Origin of the sequence: Falsirhodobacter sp. alg1, from assembly GCF_000739715.2 — a bacterium.
GTDB lineage: Bacteria > Pseudomonadota > Alphaproteobacteria > Rhodobacterales > Rhodobacteraceae > Falsirhodobacter.
Genome location: NZ_BBJC02000001.1, coordinates 637266 through 663303, shown reverse-complemented (window position 1 = coordinate 663303; position 26038 = coordinate 637266). Strand labels below are relative to the sequence as shown.

At 61.2% G+C, this 26038-nt stretch carries 31 protein-coding genes, 2 tRNA genes and 1 other RNA gene; 14 read left to right on the top strand and 20 right to left on the bottom strand.

Annotated elements, in window-relative coordinates:
* Positions 1–9: 9 nt before the first annotated feature.
* From TR36_RS03255 to ffh, 8 genes are read right to left on the bottom strand one after another with little or no spacing between them, the layout of a single operon-like run.
* Positions 10–615, bottom strand: coding sequence for a d(CMP) kinase (locus TR36_RS03255; protein ID WP_045387364.1), 606 nt, complete (start codon positions 613–615; stop codon positions 10–12).
* Positions 612–1946: a 3-phosphoshikimate 1-carboxyvinyltransferase gene (gene aroA, locus TR36_RS03250; RefSeq protein WP_045387367.1), complete on the bottom strand. Its 1335-nt coding sequence runs from the start codon at positions 1944–1946 to the stop codon at positions 612–614. Before aroA ends, TR36_RS03255 begins: the two co-directional genes overlap by 4 nt.
* 13 nt (positions 1947–1959) lie before the next feature.
* A complete protein-coding gene (locus tag TR36_RS03245) occupies positions 1960–2646 on the bottom strand; it encodes a tRNA (guanosine(46)-N(7))-methyltransferase TrmB (RefSeq protein WP_045387370.1) in 687 nt (228 codons plus the stop codon).
* Positions 2643–3143 (bottom strand): ribosome maturation factor RimM, encoded by a 501-nt coding sequence (rimM, locus tag TR36_RS03240; protein ID WP_045387373.1) that lies wholly within the window; start codon positions 3141–3143, stop codon positions 2643–2645. Before rimM ends, TR36_RS03245 begins: the two co-directional genes overlap by 4 nt.
* Positions 3144–3181: 38 nt before the next feature.
* Entirely contained in the window at positions 3182–3547 is a 366-nt protein-coding gene (rpsP, locus tag TR36_RS03235) for a 30S ribosomal protein S16 (RefSeq protein WP_045387375.1), read from the bottom strand.
* A gap of 37 nt (positions 3548–3584) precedes the next feature.
* Positions 3585–3881 (bottom strand): chorismate mutase, encoded by a 297-nt coding sequence (locus tag TR36_RS03230; protein WP_045387377.1) that lies wholly within the window; start codon positions 3879–3881, stop codon positions 3585–3587.
* Positions 3878–4411, bottom strand: a complete 534-nt coding sequence (locus tag TR36_RS03225; protein ID WP_045387380.1) for a GNAT family N-acetyltransferase — start codon at positions 4409–4411, stop codon at positions 3878–3880. Before TR36_RS03225 ends, TR36_RS03230 begins: the two co-directional genes overlap by 4 nt.
* Positions 4408–5895 (bottom strand): signal recognition particle protein, encoded by a 1488-nt coding sequence (gene ffh, locus TR36_RS03220; RefSeq protein WP_045387382.1) that lies wholly within the window; start codon positions 5893–5895, stop codon positions 4408–4410. Before ffh ends, TR36_RS03225 begins: the two co-directional genes overlap by 4 nt.
* Before the next feature lie 252 nt (positions 5896–6147).
* Here ffh and TR36_RS03215 point away from each other — a divergent pair, with 252 nt between their 5' ends.
* Positions 6148–7035 (top strand): LysR family transcriptional regulator, encoded by an 888-nt coding sequence (locus TR36_RS03215; RefSeq protein ID WP_045387385.1) that lies wholly within the window; start codon positions 6148–6150, stop codon positions 7033–7035.
* A gap of 63 nt (positions 7036–7098) precedes the next feature.
* Positions 7099–7767, top strand: a complete 669-nt coding sequence (locus TR36_RS03210) for an exopolysaccharide biosynthesis protein (protein ID WP_045387388.1) — start codon at positions 7099–7101, stop codon at positions 7765–7767.
* 12 nt (positions 7768–7779) lie between these two features.
* Here the strand turns inward: TR36_RS03210 and recR are convergent, their stop codons facing one another.
* The 4 genes from recR to TR36_RS03190 all read right to left on the bottom strand — a co-directional run bounded on the left by recR (position 7780) and on the right by TR36_RS03190 (position 10939).
* Positions 7780–8376, bottom strand: a complete 597-nt coding sequence (gene recR / locus TR36_RS03205; RefSeq protein WP_045387391.1) for a recombination mediator RecR — start codon at positions 8374–8376, stop codon at positions 7780–7782.
* A 1-nt stretch (position 8377) separates the two neighbouring features.
* Positions 8378–8719: a YbaB/EbfC family nucleoid-associated protein gene (locus TR36_RS03200; protein WP_045387394.1), complete on the bottom strand. Its 342-nt coding sequence runs from the start codon at positions 8717–8719 to the stop codon at positions 8378–8380.
* Positions 8720–10414, bottom strand: a complete 1695-nt coding sequence (locus TR36_RS03195) for a DNA polymerase III subunit gamma/tau (RefSeq protein ID WP_045387396.1) — start codon at positions 10412–10414, stop codon at positions 8720–8722.
* Positions 10415–10597: 183 nt separating this feature from the next.
* On the bottom strand, positions 10598–10939 hold the full coding sequence (locus TR36_RS03190; protein ID WP_045387399.1) for a zinc ribbon domain-containing protein YjdM: 342 nt from the start codon (positions 10937–10939) through the stop codon (positions 10598–10600).
* 119 nt (positions 10940–11058) lie between these two features.
* Here TR36_RS03190 and TR36_RS03185 point away from each other — a divergent pair, with 119 nt between their 5' ends.
* Positions 11059–12279: a GTP-binding protein gene (locus TR36_RS03185; protein WP_045387401.1), complete on the top strand. Its 1221-nt coding sequence runs from the start codon at positions 11059–11061 to the stop codon at positions 12277–12279.
* A complete protein-coding gene (locus TR36_RS03180; protein WP_045388702.1) occupies positions 12279–12551 on the top strand; it encodes a DUF6525 family protein in 273 nt (90 codons plus the stop codon). Before TR36_RS03185 ends, TR36_RS03180 begins: the two co-directional genes overlap by 1 nt.
* 47 nt (positions 12552–12598) lie before the next feature.
* Here the strand turns inward: TR36_RS03180 and TR36_RS03175 are convergent, their stop codons facing one another.
* Positions 12599–13027 carry an organic hydroperoxide resistance protein gene (locus tag TR36_RS03175; protein WP_045387404.1) on the bottom strand — a complete coding sequence of 143 codons (429 nt, stop codon included), beginning with the start codon at positions 13025–13027 and terminating at the stop codon, positions 12599–12601.
* A gap of 105 nt (positions 13028–13132) precedes the next feature.
* Between TR36_RS03175 and TR36_RS03170 the strand changes: the two genes are divergently transcribed.
* Positions 13133–13603, top strand: a complete 471-nt coding sequence (locus TR36_RS03170; protein ID WP_045387405.1) for a MarR family winged helix-turn-helix transcriptional regulator — start codon at positions 13133–13135, stop codon at positions 13601–13603.
* A gap of 112 nt (positions 13604–13715) precedes the next feature.
* Positions 13716–13931, top strand: a complete 216-nt coding sequence (locus TR36_RS03165) for a hypothetical protein (protein WP_045387407.1) — start codon at positions 13716–13718, stop codon at positions 13929–13931.
* Positions 13932–14014: 83 nt separating this feature from the next.
* On the opposite strand, the gene ffs is transcribed toward TR36_RS03165, so the two are convergent.
* Positions 14015–14113, bottom strand: an RNA gene (gene ffs, locus TR36_RS03160) — signal recognition particle sRNA small type.
* A gap of 159 nt (positions 14114–14272) precedes the next feature.
* Between ffs and nudC the strand changes: the two genes are divergently transcribed.
* The 3 genes from nudC to TR36_RS03145 all read left to right on the top strand — a co-directional run bounded on the left by nudC (position 14273) and on the right by TR36_RS03145 (position 15785).
* Positions 14273–15136, top strand: coding sequence for an NAD(+) diphosphatase (nudC, locus tag TR36_RS03155; RefSeq protein ID WP_045387409.1), 864 nt, complete (start codon positions 14273–14275; stop codon positions 15134–15136).
* Positions 15137–15172: 36 nt separating this feature from the next.
* Positions 15173–15649 carry an SRPBCC family protein gene (locus TR36_RS03150; protein ID WP_045387412.1) on the top strand — a complete coding sequence of 159 codons (477 nt, stop codon included), beginning with the start codon at positions 15173–15175 and terminating at the stop codon, positions 15647–15649.
* A gap of 59 nt (positions 15650–15708) precedes the next feature.
* Positions 15709–15785: transfer RNA gene (locus TR36_RS03145), tRNA-Met, on the top strand.
* 61 nt (positions 15786–15846) lie between these two features.
* On the opposite strand, the gene TR36_RS03140 is transcribed toward TR36_RS03145, so the two are convergent.
* The gene (locus tag TR36_RS03140; RefSeq protein ID WP_062762369.1) at positions 15847–17568 is read right to left on the bottom strand and encodes a DUF563 domain-containing protein; all 1722 of its coding nucleotides are present in this window, start codon (positions 17566–17568) and stop codon (positions 15847–15849) included.
* A gap of 109 nt (positions 17569–17677) precedes the next feature.
* On the opposite strand from TR36_RS03140, the gene TR36_RS03135 reads away from it, so the two are divergent.
* Entirely contained in the window at positions 17678–18340 is a 663-nt protein-coding gene (locus TR36_RS03135; RefSeq protein ID WP_192841306.1) for an epoxyqueuosine reductase QueH, read from the top strand.
* 78 nt (positions 18341–18418) lie between these two features.
* Here TR36_RS03135 and efp read toward each other — a convergent pair whose 3' ends face one another.
* Positions 18419–18985: an elongation factor P gene (gene efp, locus TR36_RS03130; RefSeq protein WP_045387418.1), complete on the bottom strand. Its 567-nt coding sequence runs from the start codon at positions 18983–18985 to the stop codon at positions 18419–18421.
* 101 nt (positions 18986–19086) lie between these two features.
* Here efp and epmA point away from each other — a divergent pair, with 101 nt between their 5' ends.
* Positions 19087–20118, top strand: a complete 1032-nt coding sequence (epmA, locus tag TR36_RS03125) for an EF-P lysine aminoacylase EpmA (protein WP_045387419.1) — start codon at positions 19087–19089, stop codon at positions 20116–20118.
* Here the strand turns inward: epmA and TR36_RS03120 are convergent.
* On the bottom strand, positions 20115–20927 hold the full coding sequence (locus tag TR36_RS03120) for a transglutaminase family protein (protein ID WP_045387420.1): 813 nt from the start codon (positions 20925–20927) through the stop codon (positions 20115–20117). The genes epmA and TR36_RS03120 overlap by 4 nt on opposite strands.
* Before the next feature lie 53 nt (positions 20928–20980).
* The gene (gene irrA / locus TR36_RS03115; RefSeq protein ID WP_045387421.1) at positions 20981–21397 is read right to left on the bottom strand and encodes an iron response transcriptional regulator IrrA; all 417 of its coding nucleotides are present in this window, start codon (positions 21395–21397) and stop codon (positions 20981–20983) included.
* 128 nt (positions 21398–21525) lie between these two features.
* On the opposite strand from irrA, the gene fabA reads away from it, so the two are divergent.
* From fabA to TR36_RS03100, 3 genes are read left to right on the top strand one after another with little or no spacing between them, the layout of a single operon-like run.
* Positions 21526–22035 (top strand): bifunctional 3-hydroxydecanoyl-ACP dehydratase/trans-2-decenoyl-ACP isomerase, encoded by a 510-nt coding sequence (fabA, locus tag TR36_RS03110; protein ID WP_045388708.1) that lies wholly within the window; start codon positions 21526–21528, stop codon positions 22033–22035.
* A 23-nt stretch (positions 22036–22058) separates the two neighbouring features.
* A complete protein-coding gene (gene fabB / locus TR36_RS03105) occupies positions 22059–23285 on the top strand; it encodes a beta-ketoacyl-ACP synthase I (RefSeq protein ID WP_045387423.1) in 1227 nt (408 codons plus the stop codon).
* Positions 23286–23294: 9 nt separating this feature from the next.
* Positions 23295–24092 carry an enoyl-ACP reductase gene (locus tag TR36_RS03100; RefSeq protein ID WP_045387425.1) on the top strand — a complete coding sequence of 266 codons (798 nt, stop codon included), beginning with the start codon at positions 23295–23297 and terminating at the stop codon, positions 24090–24092.
* Positions 24093–24242: 150 nt separating this feature from the next.
* Here TR36_RS03100 and TR36_RS03095 read toward each other — a convergent pair.
* Together TR36_RS03095 and TR36_RS03090 are read right to left on the bottom strand one after the other, a co-directional pair.
* Positions 24243–24316 (bottom strand) — tRNA-Gly (locus TR36_RS03095).
* Positions 24317–24394: 78 nt separating this feature from the next.
* Positions 24395–25954: a bifunctional UDP-sugar hydrolase/5'-nucleotidase gene (locus TR36_RS03090; RefSeq protein ID WP_045387427.1), complete on the bottom strand. Its 1560-nt coding sequence runs from the start codon at positions 25952–25954 to the stop codon at positions 24395–24397.
* Positions 25955–26038: the final 84 nt, after the last annotated feature.

Sequence of the window (26038 nt, the reverse complement as noted above, 5' to 3'; positions counted from 1 at the left end):
GGTCGCGGCTTACGCCCGACCCTCATCCATCCTCGTGCGGACGGCTCTTGCGGCCCTCTCGACTGCGGCGGCTATACTCAATTCCGTCGTGTCAATCAAGAGTGCATCGGCCGCTGCCACCATCGGGGCGGTGGCCCGCTCGGCATCACGCCGGTCACGCTCGATCACCTGCGCCAGCACATCCGCCGCATCGCCCCCCACTTCCAGCCAGCGACGGTGGGCGCGCACCTCGGCGCTTGCGGTTACGAACAGCTTCACCTCCGCCTCGGGGCAGATCACCGTGCCGATATCGCGACCATCCAGAACGGCCCCTCCATCGACGCGGGCAAAACGGCGCTGGAATTCCACCAGCGCGGCACGCACCTCGGGCATGACCGCCACACGGCTTGCGCCTTCCCCGGCCTGAAGGCTGCGCAGATCATCGCGTGCCATGTCGGCGGGCTGCAATGTTATTGCCGCCTCGACCGGATCGGCGCCTTCGGCTACCTTTGCCCCGACAGCGCGATAGATCAGCCCGGTATCAAGATGCCGAAAGCCGAATTGCGCCGCGAGCGTCCGCGCGATCGTTCCCTTGCCCGCAGCCGCCGGCCCGTCGATGGCAACGGTAAAGATCATGCGAACCGCGCGCCCAGATCGCCCATCAGCCGTGTGAAAATCGGAAACGACGTGGAAATGGCCGTGCCGTCATCCACCGTCACCGGGGACTTTGCAGCCATGCCCAACACCATGAAGCTCATGGCGATGCGGTGGTCCAGATGCACGGCAACCGTCGCGCCGCCGGGCACATCCCCCGCCATGCCATGAACGATCAGCGTATCCTCGTCTTCCTCGATCCGCACGCCACAGGCTTCCAGCCCCCGCGCCATGGCATCGATCCGGTCGCTTTCCTTGACCCGCAGTTCCTTGACACCGCGCATGACGGTCCGCCCCTGGGCAAAGGCTGCGACAGCGGCCAGAACCGGATACTCATCGATCATGGACGAGGCCCGCTCCGGTGGAACCTCGATACCCTTCAGCGCCGAGAAACGGACCCGCAGATCGGCCACAGGCTCGCCACCCTCTTCACACGGATTTTCGAACGTGATGTCGGCCCCCATCTCCACCAATGTCGGATATAGACCGTTGCGCGTCGGGTTCTGGCTGACACCCGGCACCAGAATATCGGACCCCTCCACGATCAGCGCAGCGCAGACCGGAAATGCGGCCGAACTGGGATCGCGGGGCACCGCCACCACCTGAGGGCGCAGTTCCGGCTGGCCTGTCAGGGTGATGACATTGCCCTCGGAGGTGCGCTCCACATGGATCTGGGCGCCAAAGCCTGCCAGCATCCGTTCCGAATGGTCGCGTGTCGCCTCACGCTCGATCACGACGGTCTCGCCCGGTGCATTCAGACCAGCCAACAGGACAGCGGATTTCACCTGCGCCGAAGGCATCGGCGTGGTGTATCGCACGGCAACAGGGTCGGCAGCACCGACGACGGTCATCGGCAGGCGCCCGCCCTTGCGGCCATAGGCCTGCGTGCCGAACAGCGACAGCGGGTCCGTTACCCGCGCCATCGGACGCTTGCGCAGGCTGGCATCCCCCGTAAAGGTTGCCGTCATGGCCGATGTCGCCATGGCCCCCATGATCAGCCGCACGCTCGTGCCCGAATTGCCGCAGTCGATCACCTGCTCCGGCTCCCGGAACCCGCCGACGCCCACACCGTGAACCGACCATGCACCGGCCCCGTGCTGCGTCACCTCTGCACCGAACGCCCGCATCGCGGCGGCTGTATCCAGCACATCCTGCCCTTCAAGCAGACCCGTGATCCGGGTTTCACCCACGGCCATCGCCCCGAGGATCAGGGAGCGGTGGCTGATGGATTTATCGCCCGGCACCTCGGCCACGCCCTTCAGCGGGCCAGAGCGGTGGGCTGTAAGGGGCTGAGGCGTTCCATGGCCGGACATCGGGGGTATCTCCTTAACGGCGGAATGTGACGTAATGCGGGGAGCGGCCCTCTCGCAGGGCCTTCTGTTCGTAACGGGTCGAATACCAGTCTTCCCACGGATCGGGGCCTTCGGCCACCAGCGTAAAGCCGGCCGCAGGACCTTCTTCCAGCGTCTGCCGGATATAATCCGGAATATCCGAGGCCACGCGGAATTCGGCACCTGGGGCCATGGCCCGATACAGGGGCTGAAGGTGATCGGGCGTGACAAAGCGGCGGCGATGGTGTCGCGCCTTGGGCCACGGATCGGGATAATTCAGGAACGCCTTGGCGATGCTACCCTCGGGCAGCACGTCCATCAGGTCGCGCGCATCGCCGGGATGGATGGCGACATTCGTCACGCCCGCTGCACGGATCTTTCCCAGCAGCATGGCGATGCCGTTCACAAAGGGCTCGCATCCGATGATCCCGACCTCGGGGTAGCGGGCGGCCATGGCCACCATATGCTCACCCCCGCCGAAACCGACCTCCAGCCAGACCGGCCGCCCGTCAAAATGCGCAGCAGGGTCGATCAGCTTGCGTTCGGGGTTATCGGCCACCGTTACATCCGGCAGGCTCAGCGGGCCCAGATCCTCGGCCAGATAGCCTTTCTGGCTGCTCCGCAATGTCTTGCCATGAACGCGGCCGTAGAAATTCCGGCGTTCGGTGCGTTGTTCGCTCATTCGGACGCCTCCGGCGGGTCGGCCACAATACGGCCAGCGGCCAGATCAACAGTCGGGATGACGGCCTGGGTAAAAGGCAGCAGCACGCTTTCCCCCGCACCCTGAACTTCGAGCAGATCATCCGCCCCGTAGTTGTGCACGGCACTGACGCGGCCCAACAGGACGCCTCCGGTATCGCGCACTTCCAGTCCGATCAGATCGGAGTGGTAATATTCGTCATCGGCAGGGGCGGGCAGCTTGTCACGGTCAACATACAGCCGGGTACCCCGCAGGGCATCGGCCGCGTCCTTGTCCGTCACGCCCGAGAGGCGCGCGCCAAGGCCGCCAGCCACAGGCCGCGTCAATGTGATACGAAAACTGCGTCCATCCTCGGTACCAAGCGGGCCGTAATCGGCAATCGCTTCGGGCACGGCGCAGAAGCTTTTCAGCCGCACCTCTCCCCGAACACCGAACGCGCCGGAAATAGCGCCTACGCAGATCCTGTCAGCCATCGCCATTCCCCCATGAAGGAAGGGGGCCTAAGCCCCCCGCCCGATCACTCTTCTGCAGCAGCTTCGGCAGGTGCAGCGTTACGGGCAGCTTTTTTCGCAGCCAGATCGGTTGCCTTCTTGCCGGGAACAGCGGCTTTCGGGTTGTTGCGAACCGTCTTTTCCTTCAGGCCGGCTGCTTCCAGAAAGCGTGCAACGCGGTCGGTCGGCTGTGCGCCTTTTTCCATCCAGTATTTTACACGCTCGACATTCATTACAACGCGGTTTTCGCTGTCTTTGGCCAGCAGCGGGTTGTAGGTGCCCAGCTTTTCAAGAAAGCGGCCGTCGCGGGGCATACGCGAGTCGGTTGCTACGATTGCATAGTGCGGGCGCTTTTTCGAACCACCGCGGGCAAGACGGATTTTCATGGACATTAGGAAGTCTCCTTGGGTATGGCAGACCGCGATGCGGTCATTTCTGGTGTTGTTCGTGATGCCTGATCACTTCGGCAATGACGAAGTTCAGGAATTTCTTGGCGAACTCGGGATCGAGATCGGCCTCGCGGCTCAACCACTCCAGTCGTTCGATCTGGCTCGCCTCGCGTGAGGGGTCGGCGGGCGGCAGGTTGTATTCCGCCTTCAGCCGGCCAACGGCCTGCGTCTGCTTGAACCGTTCGGCCAGTGTGTACACAAGGATCGCGTCAAGCCGGTCAATGCTTTCGCGGTGATCCTTCAACAGCGCCTGCGCGCGGGCAGCAGAATCGGTCATGCAAGGCCCTTAGGTTTGGGGTGACGGTAAACATGGCTGACATCGCCCACGTCGGGCATCTTCGCATCGGGGTCCCGTACGGCCCCGAGCCGGACGGCCAGGGCGGCCGAGGCGGTGTTTTCCGGCGCGATATAGCTGACCGCGGTGGACCAGCCCAGATTGCCCCAGACGTGGGACAGGACGGCGCGCGCCGCTTCGGATGCATATCCCTGCCCTTCATGCTCTGCTGACCACAGCGACCAGCCGACCTCGCGTTCGGGCCAGCCTTCAGGGAACCACGGACCAGCCATGCCAAGCGGCGTGCCGCCATGCTTTTCCGTCAGGACAAACATCCCGAAACCCCGCATGGCCCAATGGCCGATGCTGTGCCCGAATGCCCGCCATGCCCGGTCACGCGCCAGCGGTCCGCCCATATGGCGGGACCGATCCGTCGCGTAGAACTCTGCAAACAGCGCATAATCCGTGGGCACAGGGGCCCGCAGGACAAGGCGTTCCGTCTCCAGAACCGGTGTGGCGGTCAGCGAGATCATTTCTTCTTCATCATCCCCGACAGACCGGCAGGAAGGGTCATTCCGCGTGGCATGCCACCGAAACCGGCAGGCATCTGGCTTTTCATCGCCTTGGCCGCGGCTTCAAGCTGCGCAGGGTCCATGGTGGACGGATCAGGTGTCTTCCCGCCGACCATGTTCTTCAGCGCCTGCTTCATGGCGCCGCCCTTGCCCATCTTCTTCATCATGTCGGCCATCTGGCGATGCTGCTTCAGAAGCTTGTTAAGATCGGACACATCCAGCCCGGCACCGGCCGCGATCCGCTTCTTGCGGCTGGCTTGCAGAAGATCCGGGTTCGCGCGTTCACGCTTGGTCATGGAATTGATCAGGGCAATCTGCCGACGCAGCATCTTGTCATCCATGCCGGCGGCTTCGGCTGCCTTCTGCATCTTGCCCATGCCCGGAAGCATGCCCATGACGCCCTGCATGCCGCCCATCTTCAGCATCTGTTCAAGCTGCCCCTTCAGGTCGTTCATGTTGAACAACCCCTTGGAGAAACGGCGCGCCATGCGCTCTGCCTGTTCGGCCTCGAAGGTCTCGCGTGCCTTTTCCACAAGGGCGACGATATCGCCCATGCCGAGGATCCGCCCTGCAACCCGCTCGGGGTCGAAGGTTTCCAGCGCGTCCATCTTCTCGCCAAGGCCGACAAATCGGATCGGCTTGCCCGTCACATGGCGCATGGACAGGGCTGCACCGCCACGACCATCACCATCCATGCGTGTCAGCACGACACCGGAAATGCCGACCTGCCCGTCGAACTGGGTGGCCACGTTCACCGCGTCCTGCCCTGTCAGGCCATCGACCACCAGCAGCGTTTCCCGCGGCTGCGCGATATCGCGGACCGCCTGAACCTCGGACATCAGCACTTCGTCGATGTGCAGACGACCCGCGGTGTCGAAGATGACGACATCATAGCCGCCCATCGCACCCTGGGTCTTTGCCCGCTTCGCGATCTGGATTGCGCTCTCGCCCTTGACGATGGGCAGGCTGTCAACACCGACCTGGGTGGCCAGAATGGCCAATTGCTCCATCGCGGCGGGACGGTTGGTATCCAGAGAGGCCAGCAGGATCCGCTTGCCCTCACGGTCCTTGAGCCGCTTGGCCAGCTTGGCCGTTGTCGTGGTCTTACCCGACCCCTGCAGACCTACCATCAGGATAGAGGCCGGCGGATTGTCGATCTTCAGCGCATCCGCAGGGCCTTCACCCTGCAGCACTGAAATCAGCTCGTCATGGACGATCTTGACAACCTGCTGACCCGGCGTGACAGAGCGGGTGACATGCTGGCCGGCCGCCTTGGCCTGCACACGCTTGGTAAATTCCCGCGCAACCGGCAGCGAGACATCCGCCTCCAGCAGGGCGGTACGCACCTCGCGCAGCGCGGTGGCGACGTCTTCATCGGTCAGCGCGCCCTGACGGGTCAGCCGATCAAAGACCCCACCCAGCCGTTCCGAAAGATTCTCGAACATGGGCATTCCTTTCATCTGCCTGCCCCGGCATGGGCCGGGAACGCTCCAAAGACCAACGTCACCCACGGGCGCAACGCGCTGGTGGATGGCGATCCCCACCTCATGCGGGGACCGGAGTCATATCGAACTCCGGAAAACTGGGGTTTGGCCTACCCCTTTCACACCCCCGAGTCAAGCCACGCCACGCTCCCTTGTGTCGGGGGCCTGCAACGCTATCCTAAAGGCGAATGCACAACAGAGGGTGCAAACCGGATGGGGCTGGAGAATTGGGACGAGGTGCGCACAGCCTTTCAGGTTGCGCGGATGGGCACCGTGTCCGGCGCCGCAGAGGCGCTTGGCGTCCATCATGCCACCGTCATACGCCACATCGATTCTTTGGAGAAACGGCTGGGAACACGGCTGTTCCAGCGCCATGCCCGCGGCTACACCCCGACAGAGGCCGGACGCGACCTGCTGACCGTGGCGCAGACCACGGATGACCAGTTCAACCAGCTGGCCAGCCGCATCACCGGTCAGGGAGAAGAGGTCTGCGGCGAGCTGGTGGTCACCTCCATCTCCGGGATCGCCGATCTGCTCATGCCTGTCCTGACCAGCTTCCAGCACGAACATGCCGCCCTAACCGTGCGCTACCTGTCCGACAGCCGCATTTTCCGGCTGGATTACGGCGAGGCCCATGTGGCGGTCCGCGCGGGTGGCCCCCCCGAGGAGCCCGACAATGTGGTCCAGCCCCTGACAAAACTGCGCAGCGGGCTTTATGCCGCGCGCAGCTATGTAGAGCGCTATGGCATGCCCGACGGCATCCGCGATGCCCACAAGCACCGGTTCGTCACCGCCGAAGGCCCTGCGGCGCGTGCAGTCTTCCACCGGTGGATGCGCGACAACGTACCCGGCGAATCGATGCGGGTAATGGCATCCGAAGGTCTGGCAATGCAGACGGCGGTCCTGTCCGGGGCCGGCATCGGTTTTCTGCCCCTGTATCGCGCCGCTGGCATACCCGATCTGATAGAGGTTCTGCCCCCCGCCCCCGAATGGGAGGCCGTATTATGGCTGGTTACCCACGTCGATCTGCACCGCACGCTGAAGGTCAGCTCCTTTCTGACGCACCTGAAGCAGGCGGCGAAAGACTGGCCGGATATGTAACCCCCCATTGCACCCCGCCCTGCATGTCGCCACATTGATCGCGTACTGCATTCAGGAAACGACATGATCCCCGACGACACAGACCGTCCAGAGACTGACCTTCCCGATGAGTCAGAACGCCCCCGCAAACCCACACGCCGCCGTTTGTCCGAGGTTCTGGAAAGCATTGCCCACGATCCGGAACGCCAGCGCATTTCCATCTCGGATCTGGTGCAGGCGATGGACGGGCGGGCCTTCGGCGCCCTGCTGCTGATTTTCGCCCTGCCCAATGTGCTGCCGACCCCGCCCGGAACATCGGGCATTCTGGGGCTTCCGCTGATCTTTCTGGCGGCGCAGCTGATGATGGGGCGCGCGCCGTGGCTGCCCGCCTTCATCGCCACACGGTCGATGGAGCGGACGGCCTTCGCCACCCTGGTCGGCAAGATGACTCCGATCCTGGGGCGGGCAGAGCGGCTGCTGGTGCCCCGCCTGACATTCATGGTCAGCTCTACCGCCGAGCGGTTTCTGGGGGCGGCCCTTCTGATCCTAGCAATCGTTCTGGCAATGCCGATCCCCTTGGGCAACATGCTGCCCGCCTTTGCCATGACGCTCATCTCGCTTGGCATGCTGGAGCGGGACGGGCTGTGGGTCATGATCGGACTGGCACTGGGCGTGCTGTCGCTGGTGGTTGTCTGGGGGGTTATCTGGGCAATGATTGCGGCTGCGGTCTTCCTGATCCACAACGCATTCTAGGGCTGCCCTACCCTAGATCTGGCGCCGCGCCCGCAGCGCGGCCCCGATCGTTCCATCATCCAGATAATCCAGCTCTCCCCCCACAGGAACGCCTTGCGCAAGGGTGGTGATGCGGACACTGTCCCCCAGTACATCGGCAATGTAATGCGCGGTTGTCTGACCATCGACGGTGGCATTCAACGCCAGAATGACTTCGGTCAGGCTTTCGGCCTCCACGCGGTCCACCAGTCGCGGGATCCGCAATTCATCCGGGCCGATCGCATCCAATGCGGATAACGTCCCCCCCAGCACATGGTAGCGCCCGCGAAACACGCCGCCGCGTTCCATCGCCCAAAGGTCGGCAACATCTTCCACCACGCAAACCTCACCCGTGGCGCGGCGTTCGTCGCGGCAGATAGAGCAGACATCGCTGTCACCTATATTGCCACAGATCAGGCAATCGCGCGCATTCAGCGCCACTTCGGCCATGACCTGCGCCAGCGGGGCCATCACCTGCCCCCGCTTTTTCAGCATCAACAAGACAGCGCGACGGGCCGACCGCGGCCCGAACCCGGGCAACCGGGCCATGAGCTCTATCAGCCGGTCGATATTCCCGGGCGCATCCGCCATATCAGAAAGGCAGCTTCATGCCGGCCGGCAGGCCCAGGCCTTCGGTAATCTTGGCCATTTCCGCCTGATGGCGCTCAGCCGCCGCGCGCTGTGCTTCCTTGATCGCGGCAAGGATAAGATCCTCCACCACTTCCTTTTCCGAGGCGACAAAGATCGACGGATCGATATCCAGCCCCGTCAGATCCCCTTTGGCCGTGCAGCGCGCCTTGACCAGGCCCGCGCCGGATTCGCCTGTCACGACTATGCGCCCCAGTTCTTCCTGCATTTCGGCCATCTTGCCTTGCAGATCCTGTGCCTGCTTCATCATCTTGGACATATCGCCCAAACCATTCAAACCGAACATTCATTCCTCCTCAAAAGGGTCCCATTCATCTTCAACTTCCGGCAGCGCCTCGGCGGCGGCATCGGCCAGCGGCGCACGGATCTCGGCAATCTCGGCATCGGGAAAGGCCGCCAGAATCGCCTGCACGATGGGCAGGTTCCGGGCCACAGCGCGGGCGCTATCCTCGGCTGCAGCCTGTGCCTCGGCAATCGTGGGGGCGCCATTCCCGTTGGAAACGGTGATGACCCAGCGTTGCCCTGTCCAGGATTGCAGCCGCTGGCCAAGCCGTTGCGCCAGATCGGGCGGGGCCTGCGGGCCGGGCTCGAACTCGATCCGCCCCGGTTGGTAGGCAACCAGCTTCAGCCCTGTCTCCACCTCGGTCAGCAGGCGCATATCCCGCTTGTCACGCAGTATGGCCACCACACCCTCGAACGTGGCGGGAAGCGTGCTGGCGATGGCAACGGCTCCCCCAGCCACACGGGCCATCTGGCCACCGCCGCCGCCCCCGGCCGGCGCGGCAGCCCCGCGGGCCGGCGCATGGGTCGGCTGCGGCAGGGACTGGATACGGCGCAACAGCGCCTCGGGGTCCGGCAGGTCGGCGACATGGGTCAACCTGATGATCGCCATTTCGGCCGCCATCATCGCATTCGGGGCCAAAGCCACTTCTTCCAGCGCCTTCAGCAACATTTGCCATGCGCGGGTCAGAACCCGCATCGGCAGCCGTTCGGACATTTCCAGCCCCCGCACACGTTCGTCCGGGGTGGTCGTCGGATCCTCGGCAGCCTCGGGTGTGACTTTGATGACCGAGATCCAATGCGTCACCTCGGCGATATCGCGCAATACGGCCATGGGATCGGCGCCATCGGCATATTGCGCCGACAGTTCGGCCAGCGCACCGGCGGCATTGCCGGTCATGATCAGGTCGAACAGGTCCAGCACCCGCCCACGATCCGCAAGACCCAGCATGGCCCGCACCTGATCCGCAGTCGTCTCCCCCGCTCCCGGAGAAATGGCCTGGTCCAGCAAGCTTGTCGCATCGCGGGCCGAACCTTCGGCCGCACGGGCGATCAGCGACAGCGCATCCTCGGCAATCTCGGCCCCTTCGGCGGTGGCGATACGGCGCAAAAGGGCCATCATCACCTCGGGTTCGATCCGTTTCAGGTCGAACCTCTGGCAACGGGACAGAACCGTCACCGGGACCTTGCGGATCTCGGTCGTGGCAAAGATGAATTTCACATGCGCAGGAGGCTCTTCCAGCGTTTTCAGCAGTGCGTTGAACGCACTGGTGGACAGCATGTGGACTTCGTCGATGATATAGATCTTGTAGCGGGCCGAGGCCGCGCGATAACGCACGGAATCCGTCAGATCCCGCATCGCATCAACGCCGGTATGGCTGGCCGCATCCATCTCCAGAACGTCGACATGACGCCCCTCGGAAATGGCGCGGCACGCTTCGCAGACACCGCATGGATCAGTGGTCGGGCCACCTTTGCCGTCCGGGCCGGTACAGTTCAGACCCTTGGCAATGATCCGCGCCGTGGTGGTTTTTCCCGTGCCGCGAATGCCCGTCATGATGAAGGCATGGGCGATCCGGTCCGCTGCAAACGCATTCTTCAGCGTGCGGACCATCGCCTCCTGCCCGACAAGATCGGCAAAGGTTTCGGGGCGGTATTTGCGGGCCAAGACCTGATAGGCGGCCGCAGGGGCGTCATTCATCGTATAGTCCCGCGTTCGGATGGATTACAAACTAAGCAGCGGGAGCGGTTTCGTCCACCCGATGAACGAAACCTTTGTATCATTCCACACGCTATCCGGGATGGTCAGCTTCGATCCGCCGGTCTCGTTCAGGGATGGCAGCGTGGTCACGGCAGCTCCACCTGACAATCTGCGCAGGGCCGTTCAATCCGAGACTTTTTTCACGAACTGGGATTTCAGCCCCATCTGGCCGATTCCAGGGATCTTGCAATCGATGTCATGGTCCCCGTCCACCAGACGGATGTTGCGCACCTTGGTGCCCACCTTCACGACCGAGGATGATCCCTTGATCTTCAGATCCTTGATCACGGTAACCGTATCGCCATCGTGCAGCGTATTGCCCACACTGTCACGCACGCCGTCCTCGGCGCCTTCCGGATCGCCTGCCCGCCATTCATGGCCGCATTCCGGACAGGTCAAAAGGGCATCTACCTGATAGCTGTAGATGGAGGCGCATTCGGGGCATGGGGGCAAGGTGTCATTCATCCCATGGCTATATCCGCGCCACGGATGGCACGCCACATATTCCGCACCGGCATGGGGGCAGCTTGCCCTTTTTCAACTTGGCGGATAAACGTTATGTTATAACGTAATGGAATCACACCATGTCAAAGACACTCCCGTCCGGTCGCCGCCTCCCCGTTACCGTTCTGTCCGGTTTTCTTGGCGCAGGCAAAACCACCCTGCTGAACCACATCCTGAACAATCGCGAAGGCCGGCGTGTGGCGGTCATCGTGAATGACATGTCAGAAGTGAACATCGACGCCGACCTGATCCGGGAGGGATCCGAACTATCCCGCTCCGAAGAAACACTGGTGGAGATGACCAACGGCTGCATCTGCTGCACCCTGCGCGATGACCTGCTGATCGAGGTGCGGCGGCTGGCTGCCGAAGGTCGCTTCGATTACCTGCTGATCGAAAGCACCGGCATTGCCGAACCCCTGCCCGTTGCGGCCACCTTCGATTTTCGCGATGCCGATGGCCAGAGCCTGTCGGATGTGGCCCGACTGGATACGATGGTTACCGTCGTGGATGCCGCGAATCTGACGCGTGATTTCTCCAGCCATGATTTCCTCTCGGATCGTGGTGAGACGTCGGGTGACGAGGATGAGCGGACCCTTGTGAACCTGCTGACCGACCAGATGGAATTTGCGGATGTGATCGTCCTGAACAAGGTGACAGCCGCTGGCCCCCTGCGGCTGGATCAGGCGCACAAGATCGTGCGCGCCCTGAACCCCGACGCCCGCATCATCGAAACAGATTACAGCGTGGTGGGCGCCGGTGCGATTTTCGACACAGGCCTGTTCGACTTTGACCGTGCCCATGAACACCCCCTATGGGCCAAGGAGCTGTACGGTTTTGAAAACCACATGCCCGAGACCGAGGAGTACGGAATTTCCTCCTTCGTCTATCGCGCACGCCGCCCCTTTCACCCTGCCAGAATACACGGGGTCCTGAATGGCCCCCTTGATGGTGTCATCCGCGCCAAGGGCCACATGTGGATTGCCAGCCGACCGAACTGGGCCGTGGAATTCAGCCTTGCGGGCGCGATTTCCACGATCAAACCCCTGGGCGGCTGGTGGGCCAGTGTTCCGCGCGCGCGTTGGCCCACCCATCCCGATGCCCTGGCCGAGGTGGGTCAGGTCTGGCAGGACCCATGGGGCGACCGCCGGCAGGAACTGGTGTTCATCGGTGCCGGAATGGACCGGAATGCGATTGTGGCCGATCTGGATGCGGCGCTGGTCGAAGCGGATGACTTCACTCCCGCAGCTTGGGCCGGCTTGCCTGATCCCTTCCCCGCATGGGGCCGGAAACAGGTGGCATGATGCGGCGCAATACCGTCACATCCCTGAAGCGGCGCACGGTTTCGCCCATGGCAGGCTATGACAGGCTACCGTCGGAACTGCGGGGCTGGTTGCGGAATGCCGCCCTGCCCTGGAGCGCCCCTTCGGCGCTGCGCCTGTGGAACAAGGCGCTGGCCGAGCGGAACTGCACGCACCACGCACAGGCATGCCTTTGCGCTGCCGAGGCGCGGATGCTGGCCCGGGATGCCCCTGCGATATGGGGCAAATCCTATCCCCTGGAACATCGGGCGTAACCAGAAAAGGTCAGGGCCGCAAATGCCGCCCTGACCCGAACAGATTGTCAGGCGATTACCGTTTCAACCGCGATATTTCCGCTCGTGGCGTTCGAATACGGACAAACGAAATGCCCACGCTCCACGATCGTTTCCACCACGGCACGATCAAGGCCGGGCATATCCACTTTCAGCTGCACCGTCAGTCCGAAACCGCCACCAGACCGCGGGCCGATACCGACCTGCGCATCCACCGTGGCGCTTTCCGGCACATCGCCCAGCTTCTCGTTCTGCGCGGCAAACCGCATCGCACTCAGGAAGCAAGCGGCATAGCCAAGGGCGAATAATTCTTCCGGGTTATGACCGGCGCCCGATCCCCCCAATTCCTTGGGGCTGGTCATGGTCAGCGTCAGCATTCCCGTTTTCAAGGTGGCAATTCCGTTCCGCCCACCGCCGGTCGCGCGGGCTTCGGTCAGATACTTCGGATCTACGGACATAGTATTTCCTTTGTGTGCGATTTAAACTTGCACGACCATTTATATGTCGAGCTCGTTTATGTCAATCTCTTGCCAATATATCGCGAACGATTTAAATCGGGTCATATGACACTCTCCCCTTCAGACATGGTCTGCTTCAGCCTTTATTCTGCTGCAAATGCCATGCAGCAGGCCTATCGTCCGCTACTGGAGGATCTGGGGCTGACCTACCCGCAATATCTCGTCCTCTGCACGATCTGGACGGCCAGAAACCCGCTGACGGTCAAGGGTATCGGCCAACAGGTACATCTGGACTCGAGCACGCTGACCCCGCTTTTGAAACGGCTTGAGGCAAGCGGGCTGGTGATACGCACCCGCGACCCGGAGGATGAGCGGCAGGTCCGCATCACCCTGACAGAGGCAGGCCATGCCCTGCGGGATCGCACGGCACATATTCCTGCCTGCATGCTTGAAAAAACCGGGCTGGATATCGATACGCTGGTTCAGCTTCAAACCCAGATCTCGGCACTGGCGGCCAGATTGCGCAACCCCACCGATACTGCCCCCGCCAAACCGCCACGCGCTGCAAACATCTGATTCCCCCTGCCCCGACAGGCATTCCGTGGACTGCAAAAAATCCTGAAAGCAGCGCCGGAACTGACGGTGTGTTCCGTTAAAGCGGATATCCTCTCAGTCATTGGAGATAGGCATGTTCCAGAAATTACTGAAGACATTGGCAACTGTTGCCGTGCTTTCCATTCCTGCGGCGTCATTTGCGCAGGCATTCCCCGCACCGGCACCCGTACCGCACGCCCCGGCACCCGTTGCCGGCCCCGCAGGCCCTGCCGGTCCGGGCCTTGGGATCATTGCCGCAACGGCCGCAGCGGTTCTGGTTGTTGCGGGCCTGTTCGTACCGCATCATTGAACCGGGACAGGCCATGGCGCTTGCGGGCGGCGTGGCCTGTGCATCCAGCCAACAGCAGCAAAGCGTTTTCAGCAATTTGGGAAAGGTGAGAAGCTGGACATCGACCCAGGCGTTACTCGTTACGGCTGCTTCCTTCCGGACCTGACCGATTTGGCGAGGCGCATGCCCGCGCCAACTTCTCGACGCCCCCTATAACGATGACCGCCAAGCGGTGCAAGCCACACTGCTGCAAGTTATCCCGCATCACCCAGAAGATCCGTCGCCCCATCCGCAGGTTGATCCCCCTTGCCCCCCTTACCAAGGGGTGGGATCAAGATGCGAATGGAATTGGAGGCGAAAGAATGCAGCATCTTATGGCGTTCGGAGATTCGGACCTCGACAGGGCGGCCCACCGACGCAGCAACGAGCAGGTACGGCAGGTCTTGCCCCTGCATCAGGGGCGCATTCTGGCGGCCGATGGGCGGCTGGCCCTGCGGGAGGCTGATGACCCGCTGCTGGCAAATGCGGGTTCGCCCATCTTTCTGGGCCTGCACGATGGCCGCGCCGTTCATGCGCGCGCAATCACAGGGGACGAGCCCACCCTGCCTGCAGGCACCGAATTCGCCGAACTCCGCGCAATGATGACGACCCTTTCCGCCGCCGAGGGGGAAATGGCCGCCACGGCACGCGCGTTGCTGAACTGGCATGCCTCGCACAAGTTTTGCGCAGCCTGCGGCAACGCATCACAGATGACGGATGGCGGATGGCGGCGCACCTGCCCCGAATGCGGAACACATCATTTCCCCCGGACAGACCCCGTGGTGATCATGCTGATCCTGCGCGGAAACGAGGCGCTCATCGGCCGCTCACCGGCGTGGCGCGAAGGGTTCTATTCATGCCTTGCAGGCTTCGTCGAACCCGGCGAGACGCTGGAGGCCGCCGTTCGACGCGAAGTACTTGAGGAAACCGCGATTCCCGTCGGCAAGGTACGCTACCTGCAAAGCCAGCCCTGGCCCTTCCCTTCGTCCCTGATGATGGGGTGCGTGGGATATGCGACCGCGGGCGAAATTACCGTTGACCCTGTCGAGATCGCACATGCATTCTGGATCAGCCGGGAACAGGCAATGGCCGCGATTGCCGGGCATCTGCCGAATATCGAAATGCCGGCACAAGGAACCATTGCCCGCGATCTTATCATGCGCTGGATTGCAGACGATCTGGAATAACGGCAAACCTGCCCCTACACCTAACGCGGAGCGAAAATGAAATTCACGAGCAAAGGCGACATGATTGCGCCGCCCTCTTTCGTGTTTGCGAAAATGTCCGATTTTGAAGGCTGGGAAGCGGCTGTGCGCAAGCGCAACACCACCGTGACCCGCAGCCCTGGCCCGATTGATGTCGGCACTGTCTGGGATACCCGCTTCCGTTTGCGGGGTCGGGTGCGCGACATGAAGGTAACGCTTGTGGATGTGCAGCCCGAACGGCAGATTCATCTGACCATTGCAGACCCCTCGCTTAACGTGGACATCCTGCTGGATCTGGTGGCCCTGGCGGGTGACAAATCACGTCTGGTCACCACGATCGAATTGCAGCCCCGCAATCTGACTGCCCGATTGCTGATCCAGTCCCTGCGTCTTGCCCGCGCCAAGATACAGGGACAGCTGGACCAACGCATCCACCGTTTTGCCGCCGATACGACAGAACAATACCGTGTCATGCGCCAGGCAGGTGTCGTGTAAGAAAAATGTAAAAAGGTGCTTGACCTTACCCGGCACCTTAACTAATTGTCCGCCCCGATGGCGGAGTAGCTCAGCTGGTTAGAGCGGAGGAATCATAATCCTTAGGTCGGGGGTTCAAATCCCTCCTCCGCTACCATCACCCCGAACAGGGGTAATGGTAGCACCATCAAAAAGTCCGAATTTCAGACATTGCCGGATCAGGTGTCGTCCCGACCCTCGTCCCAGTCCGGCGCCTCCTCTGCCTCGGGCAGCGGAATTTCGAATGACCATCCTTTTTCATTGAACAGCTTTTCCGCCTTGCGGGGCGCGCGCAGCAGGAACAGGGCGGCCGCCTCGATCATCAGGCGGCGATCGTCCTGCGCATGGGCCGCATTCAGGGTCCGCGTCAGCAATGGCACACGACCGGGGGCCAGAACCAGGGCCCGCCGCAAATGCTCCAGCGCGCCGATCTTGTCACCGCTGTCAGAGGCCACGTTTGCGCGCCATACATGGAAATCGGCCTCGTGGGATATCACCGCAGCATGAACATCCAGCGCCGCTGACAGTGCAGCCGTCTCGCGTGCATCGTTCAGGACCCGGCAGGCCTCCAGTGCCTGCTGTGCCGGCGCCGGATCCAGCACCGATGCGATATGCGATGCAATCACATCCGCCTCAAAGGACGACAGCACAACCCCGCGGTGCCCATCCTCACTGATAACCGGAACGACATCGGGGTTCGGGAAATCATGATCGGCAAACACATGCAGGTATCGCGCCCCTGCTGCGATGGCGATCGGATTGAAATCGCCAAACCGTTTTCGCAGGGTTTGCAGGTTCGACAGTTCAACCACCAGACAGCCCTCAGGAACATAGAGCATGTTCGTGGTCCCGGCCCCGTGCAGCAACACCACAGCCTCGGCCTCGGCAACCATACGGGCCTGCTCGGCCACGGTATGATCCTCGAATGCCACGACTTCGAAGCCCATGTCCTTCAGCCGTGCCTCCAGCAGATCCCCCCCCACCATGTTCCGCTGGCGCCCCGAACGACGCACAACGAACAGACGGCGGCTTGGCGGCGCGGGCTGCAATACAGCCAACGCGCGTTGCCGTAGATCGCCCAAGGGCTGTTCATAGCTGTTGATCGAGGCGAGCCGCAGATTGCCAGTGGTGAAACGCCGCTTTACCGGCACGTCGGACACGTCCTGGATGGAGGGGATCAGTGCATCACGGCACTGGTAATACATGATGCGTGTATCCAGACCGATCAAGGCTCTGCCGAAATCCACCGTGTCGCCAGTAATTTCAACACGGTCCACAAGCTCGGGAAACCACGCTTTGACGGCATCCATGACAAAGTCGGACACTTTCCGGTTCGGACCCGCAATCAGGACACGCCCTGTCAGCCCGTAGCGTTCGACCAGCGTCAGATGCGGCAGCGTTTCTTTGGTAAAATGATAGAAGTTATAAAAGTTGCGGGTTTCGATCACGAAATCAAGCTGGCGATAATCTTCGTTGAACAGTGGAAGGGGCCTACGGTTCTCGAACGATTTTTCTGCAAGATGGGCCACCAATGCGGCGTCTGACGCTTTGCCGTTTTTCTGTCCGGCATAGCTGTTCCGCATCCGCCACCCGCCTTCGGAATTCATGAAATACTTATCACCGATCGTCAGCAGCCGGTGCCGGAGCGCCAGATCCTCGGCCACGGCCAGCACGGTTGGAAAAACGACCCCCTTCTTCCATCTGCTGCGGGCATGTCGCTCCATGATGTCGGTAATCTGCACCCGGTGTTCGAAGTTCGATGCCAAGGCAAGGGCCTCTATCCTCACCGGCGGAACCACTCCGATCTTCAGGTTTTCCAGCTGCACCAGTGACAAGCCCGGATCCAGCCCGGGAATAAAGAAATCGTCGGGCCGGGCCTGAGCAAGTGCGGGCAGCGTCATATACGGAACCTTGGGGCTGATACGATTCCACTGTTGCCCTGCAATGACCGTCTGTAAACCCGCTTTGCCACCTCTTTTCCCTGTGGCGGGGATTTGGTACACTCGAATCATGGATTTTGAACGCCCCAAACTCACCCCCCCCGATGGAGAGACGAAAGTCCTTCTGCATTCCTGCTGCGCGCCCTGCTCGGGTGAGGTGATGGAGGCGATGACCGCGTCGGGCATCGATTACACCATCTTCTTCTACAACCCGAATATCCATCCCAAGAAGGAGTATGCCCTTCGCAAGGATGAGAACATCCGCTTTGCGGAAAAGCACAACATTCCGTTCATCGACGCCGATTACGACGCCGATAACTGGTTTGCCCGCGCCAAGGGCATGGAGTGGGAGCCGGAGCGCGGTATCCGCTGTACCATGTGTTTCGACATGCGGTTCGAGCGGACCGCCCTCTATGCCTACGAAAACGGTTTTCCGGTCATCACATCATCCTTGGGAATCTCGCGCTGGAAGAATATGGCGCAGATCAACGATTGCGGTGTCCGCGCGGCCGAACCCTATGACGGTGTGAAATATTGGGAATTCAACTGGCGCAAGGGCGGCGGCTCTTCCCGCATGATCGACATTTCCAAACGCGAAGAATTCTACATGCAGGAATACTGCGGCTGCATCTATTCGCTGCGGGACACGAATGATTTCCGCATTTCGCGCGGTCGTGAAAAGATCAAGATCGGCACGATGTACTATTCCGAGGACAAGAACGCCGAAGAATAGGCATTGCGACCGGACCCGAAAGCAAACGGCCCGCCCTTTTCAGGACGGGCCGTTTTCACATGCGGTGCTATGCGCCGATCAATCCTTGGCGCGCTCCACATAGGTGTTGTCGGCGGTATTGATCACGATACGTGTGCCCGCACCGATATGCGGCGGAACCATGACGCGCAGACCGTTGGTGCACATCGCAGGCTTGTAGGACGACGATGCCGTCTGGCCCTTCACGACCGGCTCGGTTTCATCGATCTCCACGGTGACGCGCATCGGCAGTTCCAGCGCGATGGCCACGCCCTCATAGGTACGCAGGTAAACCTTAATACCCTCTTTCAGGAATACCTTGTCATCACCGACGACTTCCTCGGAAACGGCCAGCTGTTCGTAGGTTTCAGGCTCCATGAAATGGTAACCTTCGGCGTCGTCATAAAGGAAGTCATACTCGCGCTCATCCACGACGGCCTTTTCCACCATCTCGGTTGTGCGCCAGCGTTCGGACACCTTCACACCATCGGAAATGCGGCGCATGTCGACCGAGGTGGTCGGCGTGCCCTTGCCGGGGTGAAAGTTCTCGGCCTTGAGAACCACATAGAGCTTGCTGTCCATTTCGACGACATTGCCCTTACGAAGCGAAGATGCGATGACTTTCACGCGTGATGTCCTTATGAAGCGGCCCTAGTTGACCGGATTTGCCGCGTGATCTAACGCATTACCCGCCCAATCGGAAGCCCTCACGCCCAAAGGCCGCATTAATGACCGACACGCCTTGGTGGGATGCCCGCCGCCATGCCGACCGCCGCCCTGCCCTGATCGCCCGCAATCGCATCCAGCGCGCCCTGCAAGGCTGGCTGGACAGCGAAGGCTTCATCGAGGTGGATCCGGCTATCGCGCAGGTCAGCCCGGGAAACGAGGCGCATCTGCACGCGTTTTCTACATATGCCATCGGCAATGACGGCCATGCCACGCAGGTGCATCTGCACACATCCCCCGAATTCGCGATGAAAAAGCTGCTGGCTGCCGGAGAGACGCGGATAGCGGCCTTTACCCATGTTTTCCGCAACCGTGAACGTGGCCCCCTGCACAGCCCTGAATTCACGATGCTGGAATGGTACCGCGTGGGGCAGGATTACCCCGTACTCATGCAGGATTGCGCCATGATGCTGGGGCTTGCGGCACGGGCGGCCGGCACGGACATGCTGCGGTTCCGCAATGCCGAATGTGACCCGTTCGCCCCCCCCGAGCGCATCAGCGTTGCCGAGGCCTTTGATCGATATGCCTCGGTCGATCTATTGCGGACAATCAATCCCAACGGAACCACCGACGCCGCCGCCCTTGCCGCACAGACAGATGATGTGCGCTTTGCGGCGGATGATACATGGTCCGATATGGTCGCACGCATCCTGGGGCAAAAGGTAGAGCCGCATCTGGGCCACGGACGTGCCACGATTCTGGATCGCTATCCCGCCCCCGAAGCCGCCCTTGCCCGCCGCGCCGCCGATCCGCGAGAAGCCGAACGGTTCGAGCTTTACGCCTGCGGTGTGGAGCTGGCCAACGGTTTCGGAGAACTAACGGACCCCGTAGAGCAGCGCATCAGATTCAAGGCCGAAATGGCCGAAAAGCTGCGCGTCTACGGCGAGACATATCCGCTGGACGAAGATTTCCTTGCTGCCTTGCACCACATGCCACCTGCAAGCGGTATCGCATTGGGCTTTGACCGTTTGGTCATGCTGGCAACGGCAGCACCGCATATCGATGCGGTCTTATGGACCCCGCCGGGATATTAATCCGGCTGGGCCTCCTCTTCACAGACCACGGTAAAATTCAGCAGTTCATGCGTACCGAAGCTGTGGAGCATGGCCACATCCGCCGCATCCCGGCCGATCGCGATATTGATCCGGCCAATACGGGGCGTGTTATGCCGGGCATCAAAGGCATACCATTTCCCACCCAGATACACCTCGAACCACGCCGAGAAATCCATCGCACCGGCGTAGGGAACACCGATATCGCCCAGATACCCGTTCACATACCGCGCCGGGATCGACATGGCGCGGCACAGGGCAACCGCTGTATGCGCAAAATCACGGCACACCCCGTAACCATCGTCGATTGCACCTTGCGCCGTGCGGGTGGCCGAGGCGCGCTGGTAATCGAATGTGATCGCGCCATGTACATAATCGCAGATCGCCTGTACGCGGGCATACCCGGGCGGCAGATGGCCGAATGCCTCCCACGCAAAGGGCATCAGGGAATCGCTTTCGCAATATCGGCTTGGCAGCAGAAACTGCAGCACATCATCCGGCAGATCGGAAATCGGCACCTCTTCCGCATCGGCAGGAACGGGTTCATGTCGGCCCGTGTCATGGATCAACCCGTCACAACGGATACGGGTCTCTCCCTCGGGGGCGGTGAAGCGCAGACAGAGATTGCCGAAGCTGTCCCTGAACTCGCTTGCGGTTACCCCCTCGGACAGTTCGATGATTTCGTCCTGAACCAGATCGTCCTGTCGCTCGGTCCGCAGGGCCATCCGGGTAACGAAATGGGTGGGCTGTTCACACCCGACAGAGATATCGTAACCGAATCTGATCCGCATTGCGCCCGCTCCGTAAGGTTAGGGGGCTAACGCAGAGGGGAATGAATGGTTCCCTATTCGCGGCGCAGACGGATCACCACATCGACACGGCTGATTGTCGCCCCTTCGGGGGCATCCGGCAGGCGGGAAATCACCAGTTCATCCGCCGGCGCATCCGTCAGCGCCGATGAATCTTCCCAGAAGAAATGCGGATGGTCTTCTATCCGGGTGTCGAAATAGCTTTTGGCACCATCCACAATCACCTCTTGCATCAGGCCCGCATCGCAGAATGCGCGCAGGGTGTTGTAAACCGTTGCAAGACTTACCTTTTCTCCGGCTTCGGTGCAGGATGCGAACAACGTTTCCGCCGTCACATGCCTGTCCTTGCCATCACCGACCAGCAAGGTTGCCAGTGCCACGCGTTGGCGTGTCGGGCGAAGATTGCCCCGATCCAGCCATTTAGTTCCGCGTTCAATTGCCGTCTGGGTCATTGGTGCGCCACCTCTCATCCCCCTGCTATACTTCGGGTCGGCAGTGGGTTTCAAACGGAAATCCCCACGCACTTGCCACCCCTTCCGCTGCGGTGATAAAGGATGTCCGAGTTTTTATGGGGAGCCTGATGGCGGAATATCCGACGAGTTTCGACAAGGAAGCACTTTTGGCATGCGCACGGGGAGAGCTGTTCGGCCCTGGCAATGCCCAGCTTCCCGAACCGCCAATGCTGATGATGGACCGCATCACCGAGGTATCTTCGGACGGCGGGGCCCACGGCAAGGGATATATCGTTGCCGAATTCGACATTTCGCCAGATCTGTGGTTCTTCGGATGCCATTTTCCCGGCAACCCCATCATGCCCGGCTGTCTGGGACTGGACGGACTGTGGCAGCTGACCGGGTTCAATCTGGGCTGGCGTGGCTGGCAAGGGCGCGGATACGCCCTTGGCGTAGGTGAGGTGAAGCTGACCGGAATGGTCCGCCCCGACCGCAAGATGCTGCGCTACCATGTGGATTTCACCAAAGCCGTTCAGACACGGCGCCTGACGATGGGCGTGGCCGACGGCCGCGTCGAAGCGGATGGCGAAGTGATCTATCAGGTCAAGGACATGAAGGTCGCTCTTTCCGAGAGCTGACCCGAACTGGAAGGAAAACGCCTATGCGACGCGTCGTCATCACCGGTTACGGTATCGTATCGCCCATCGGCAACAACGCAGATGAGGTCGAAGCCTCTTTGCGGGCAGGCCGTTCCGGCATCATCTTCTCGCCGGAATATGCCGAGCACGGCTTTCGCAGCCAGGTGCACGGCATGCCGCAGATCGTGCTGGAAGATCATATCGACAAGCGCGACCTGCGCTTCATGGGGGCCGGTGCCGCCTACAACTTCATTGCCATGGAACAGGCGATCAAACATGCGGGGCTGGAACCGCATGAGGTGTCGCATGATCGCACGGGGCTTGTCATGGGGTCCGGCGGCCCATCCACCGCGAACTTCTTTCAGGCCCACAAGACGGTCATCGAAAAAGGCGCACCCAAGCGCATGGGGCCGTTCATGGTCACACGCTGCATGTCGTCCACGAACTCCGCCTGCCTTGCCACCCCGTTCAAGATCCGGGGCGTGAACTATTCCATCACCTCCGCATGTTCCACCTCGGCGCATTGCATCGGCAACGGTGTGGAACAGATCCAGATGGGCAAGCAGGACATCGTATTCGCCGGGGGCGGCGAAGAGCTGGACTGGACCCTGTCCTGCCTGTTCGACGCGATGGGAGCCATGTCGTCAAAATACAACGACGCGCCGGAAACCGCATCGCGCCCCTATGATGCGACACGGGACGGCTTTGTCATCGCCGGTGGCGGTGGTGTCGTGGTGCTGGAAGAGCTGGAGCACGCACTTGCGCGGGGCGCCAAGATCTACGCCGAAGTCACCGGCTATGGCGCGACCTCGGACGGCTACGACATGGTCGCCCCATCGGGTGAAGGCGGTGAGCGTTCGATGCGGGTGGCCCTGGCAACCCTGCCCGAAGGCCGCAGCGTGGATTACATCAACAGCCACGGCACCTCTACCGGCGTGGGCGATCTGACCGAGATCAAGGCGATCCGTCGTGTCTTCGGTGAAGGCGCCACACCGCCTGTCACCTCGACGAAATCCCTGACCGGCCACTCGCTCGGCGCGACCGGCGTTCATGAGGCGATCTATTCGCTTCTGATGATGAACGGCGATTTCATCGCGGCTTCGGCCAATGTCACCACACCGGATCCCGAACTGCACGACGGTGAGGTGGTGACAACCCTGCGCGAAGGCGTAAAAATCGATTCTGTCCTGTCCAACAGCTTCGGCTTCGGCGGCACGAATGCCACGCTTGTCATGAGCAAATATCTATAGGAACAGCCAATGGCCGAGCTTTTGAAGGGGAAACGTGGGGTTGTGATGGGGGTCGCGAATGACCGCTCCATCGCATGGGGCATCGCGAAAGCCATGGCAGCAGAAGGTGCCGAACTGGCCTTCACCTATCAAGGTGAAGCCTTTGGCAAACGTCTTGCCCCCCTTGCCGCAACGGTGGACTCCACGATCCTGCTGGATGTCGATGTGACCAATGACGACAGCATGGATGCTGCCTTCGCCAAGCTGAAGGATGAATGGGGCCAGATCGATTTTCTGGTCCACGCCATCGCGTTTTCCGACAAGTCGGAACTGGCGGGGCGCTTCACCAATACCACGCGCAGCAACTTCCAGAACTCGCTCAATATCTCGTGCTACAGCTTTATTGATGTGGCCAAGCGCGCATCGGAACTGATGCCCGAGGGCGGCACCCTGATCACCCTGACCTATCAGGGTTCCAATGCGGTCACCCCCTTCTACAATGTGATGGGTGTGGCCAAGGCTGCGCTGGAATCGGCCGTACGCTATCTGGCAAATGACCTTGGTCCGCAGAAAATCCGCGTCAATGCGATTTCGCCCGGCCCGATGAAGACGCTGGCCGGTGCGGCCATTTCAGGTGCCCGCGCCACCTTCCGCCATACCGAGCACAACGCCCCCATGCGTTCCAATGCGACACTCGAATCCATCGGCGGAACAGCGGTCTATCTGGCTTCGGATTACGGAAACATGACGTCGGGTGAGATCATCCGCGTTGATGGCGGGTATCACGTGCTGGGCATGCCGCAGCCTGATCACCTGCACAACCACTGAACCAAACACCGGAGCGTGCCCCATTGGGGCGCGTTCCCGCCCTGATCACCGGCAAAATGCCGCGAATCATCCAGCCCCCACATACAGACATGAAAAATCCTGCCGAGCGCGTTCATATGGCACTGATCGATCAATGATATCTGGGTATTTTGGAGCGGGCGGCGGGAATCGAACCCGCGTCTTTAGCTTGGAAGGCTAAGGTCTTACCATTACACAACGCCCGCGCTGAAGGTGTCTATAACGGCTTCGATCGGCCGGTGCAACCCTTTGCGGGAGGGGGCGCGAACGCCCCCGCCACATTATTATTTAAAGGTGATGCGACCGTCGGTTGTCGGTGTGTAGGGTTGATGCTCACCCAGATAATCCGCCACCACTTCGGCCAGATCCGGGCCGTAGTCATAGGCATTCTTGGCATCCACCAGCATGGAGAATCCGTCGCCGCCATTGCGGACATAGTTGTTCGATACGGCCATGTATTCCGCATCCATGTCCACCGGCTCCCCCCCCACGAGGATGTCGCTAATACGCTCGCCCACAGGCGCGTTGGTATCGATCGTATAGCTCATGCCCGCAACTTGGGTGAAGCGACCGCCGCCTTCGGCAATCTGGCTTGCGCCATTTTCCAGCGCGGCTGCCAGTTGCGCCCCCGTGATCTGGAAGGTCGACAGCGTATTCAGGAATGGCAGAACCGTCAGCACTTCGCCCATCGTTACCGGGCCCTGATCGATAGAGGCCCGCAAGCCGCCGCCGTTCACCAGCGAGATCTGCACCCCCTGATCCGCGACACGGGCCAATTGCGCCTCGGCAACCAGATCACCCATGCTACATTCCCGGAAACGGCAGATATCGCGATCGCCTTCGATCGGGGCCGTGGCCTCGCCTACCACCTGCTCACGGATTTCCTGCAGCGGTTCGGCCAGCTTGGCAATACGGGCCTTCGCATCGGCATCCTCGGCCACGCTTGCATCCAGCAGGCGCGGTGCCCCTTTGGCCGTGATGACATTGCCATCGTCATCAAAGGTGACCGTCAGCTCACCCAGATATTTGGTATAGGATTCCGCCGTGACGATCGGTACGGAATTGACCACGGTCGGATATGGACCCGCTGCTTTTTCATCCGTGTTGGACAGCAGCGTGTGGCTATGCCCCCCGACGATCACATCGATTCCATGCGTATTGTCGGCAATCTGCTGATCGACCACATATCCCGAGTGGGACAGCAGGATGATCTTGTTGATTCCCTGCTCCGTCATTGCATCGACCTGCGCCTGAACGACCGGAATCGGCGCTTCAAAGGTCACATTCGGACCGGGGCTGGCTAGTTCGCCATTGTCCTGCGGGGTCAGCCCGATGATCCCGATCTTTTCCCCGGCCACGGTAACAACCGTGTTGGCCAGGATTTTATCGCCCAGCGAGGGTTCCTTGCTGTCATCCATATTGGCTGCCAGCAACGGCACGTTGATTTCATCGGCCAGCGCTGCCAGCTCGGACGGGCCATCATCGAACTCGTGGTTGCCCACGGCCATCGCGTCGTATCCTAGCAGGTCAAGAAACCCGCCAGCCGCCTCATGCTTGTAGCGGGTGTAGAACAGCGTGCCCTGAAACCAGTCACCCGCATCCAGCAGCAAGGTATTTTCATGTGCTGCGCGGCCCTGCTGAACAGCGGTGACCAGACGGGCCACACCGCCAAAGCATTTTCCTGCGGCATCATCTTCGGCCCCACAGGTCGACCCTGAGGAGGTGATCGGCTCGAACCGGTCATGCACGTCGTTCGTATGCAGGATGGTCATGGTAAAGTCGGCATGGGCCGTACCCGCGCTCAGGGCCAGAGCGGCGGCAGTCATTATCAGGCTGGTTCGCATCAAAGAATCCTCGATTAACGATGACAGAACAGTGTGGTGTAGAATCGTGGCTGTCAAAGCAAGATAGGCGGGATTGACCGGCGT

Coding starts and splice junctions, on each gene's coding strand:
- TR36_RS03150 (WP_045387412.1), top strand. CDS start 15,173: ATGAAATTCACGAGCAAAGGCGACATGATTGCGCCGCCCTCTTTCGTG.
- TR36_RS03120 (WP_045387420.1), bottom strand. CDS start 20,927: ATGCGGATCAGATTCGGTTACGATATCTCTGTCGGGTGTGAACAGCCC.
- TR36_RS03230 (WP_045387377.1), bottom strand. CDS start 3,881: ATGACCGATTCTGCTGCCCGCGCGCAGGCGCTGTTGAAGGATCACCGC.
- TR36_RS03215 (WP_045387385.1), top strand. CDS start 6,148: ATGGGGCTGGAGAATTGGGACGAGGTGCGCACAGCCTTTCAGGTTGCG.
- TR36_RS03140 (WP_062762369.1), bottom strand. CDS start 17,568: ATGACGCTGCCCGCACTTGCTCAGGCCCGGCCCGACGATTTCTTTATT.
- TR36_RS03210 (WP_045387388.1), top strand. CDS start 7,099: ATGATCCCCGACGACACAGACCGTCCAGAGACTGACCTTCCCGATGAG.
- TR36_RS03175 (WP_045387404.1), bottom strand. CDS start 13,027: ATGTCCGTAGATCCGAAGTATCTGACCGAAGCCCGCGCGACCGGCGGT.
- rpsP (WP_045387375.1), bottom strand. CDS start 3,547: ATGTCCATGAAAATCCGTCTTGCCCGCGGTGGTTCGAAAAAGCGCCCG.
- TR36_RS03200 (WP_045387394.1), bottom strand. CDS start 8,719: ATGTTCGGTTTGAATGGTTTGGGCGATATGTCCAAGATGATGAAGCAG.
- rimM (WP_045387373.1), bottom strand. CDS start 3,143: ATGGCGATGGCTGACAGGATCTGCGTAGGCGCTATTTCCGGCGCGTTC.
- TR36_RS03165 (WP_045387407.1), top strand. CDS start 13,716: ATGTTCCAGAAATTACTGAAGACATTGGCAACTGTTGCCGTGCTTTCC.
- irrA (WP_045387421.1), bottom strand. CDS start 21,397: ATGACCCAGACGGCAATTGAACGCGGAACTAAATGGCTGGATCGGGGC.
- TR36_RS03180 (WP_045388702.1), top strand. CDS start 12,279: ATGCGGCGCAATACCGTCACATCCCTGAAGCGGCGCACGGTTTCGCCC.
- TR36_RS03225 (WP_045387380.1), bottom strand. CDS start 4,411: ATGATCTCGCTGACCGCCACACCGGTTCTGGAGACGGAACGCCTTGTC.
- TR36_RS03195 (WP_045387396.1), bottom strand. CDS start 10,414: ATGAATGACGCCCCTGCGGCCGCCTATCAGGTCTTGGCCCGCAAATAC.
- fabA (WP_045388708.1), top strand. CDS start 21,526: ATGGCGGAATATCCGACGAGTTTCGACAAGGAAGCACTTTTGGCATGC.
- TR36_RS03170 (WP_045387405.1), top strand. CDS start 13,133: ATGACACTCTCCCCTTCAGACATGGTCTGCTTCAGCCTTTATTCTGCT.
- fabB (WP_045387423.1), top strand. CDS start 22,059: ATGCGACGCGTCGTCATCACCGGTTACGGTATCGTATCGCCCATCGGC.
- TR36_RS03245 (WP_045387370.1), bottom strand. CDS start 2,646: ATGAGCGAACAACGCACCGAACGCCGGAATTTCTACGGCCGCGTTCAT.
- TR36_RS03090 (WP_045387427.1), bottom strand. CDS start 25,954: ATGCGAACCAGCCTGATAATGACTGCCGCCGCTCTGGCCCTGAGCGCG.
- TR36_RS03255 (WP_045387364.1), bottom strand. CDS start 615: ATGATCTTTACCGTTGCCATCGACGGGCCGGCGGCTGCGGGCAAGGGA.
- aroA (WP_045387367.1), bottom strand. CDS start 1,946: ATGTCCGGCCATGGAACGCCTCAGCCCCTTACAGCCCACCGCTCTGGC.
- ffh (WP_045387382.1), bottom strand. CDS start 5,895: ATGTTCGAGAATCTTTCGGAACGGCTGGGTGGGGTCTTTGATCGGCTG.
- recR (WP_045387391.1), bottom strand. CDS start 8,376: ATGGCGGATGCGCCCGGGAATATCGACCGGCTGATAGAGCTCATGGCC.
- TR36_RS03185 (WP_045387401.1), top strand. CDS start 11,059: ATGTCAAAGACACTCCCGTCCGGTCGCCGCCTCCCCGTTACCGTTCTG.
- TR36_RS03100 (WP_045387425.1), top strand. CDS start 23,295: ATGGCCGAGCTTTTGAAGGGGAAACGTGGGGTTGTGATGGGGGTCGCG.
- nudC (WP_045387409.1), top strand. CDS start 14,273: ATGCAGCATCTTATGGCGTTCGGAGATTCGGACCTCGACAGGGCGGCC.
- TR36_RS03135 (WP_192841306.1), top strand. CDS start 17,678: ATGGATTTTGAACGCCCCAAACTCACCCCCCCCGATGGAGAGACGAAA.
- epmA (WP_045387419.1), top strand. CDS start 19,087: ATGACCGACACGCCTTGGTGGGATGCCCGCCGCCATGCCGACCGCCGC.
- TR36_RS03190 (WP_045387399.1), bottom strand. CDS start 10,939: ATGAATGACACCTTGCCCCCATGCCCCGAATGCGCCTCCATCTACAGC.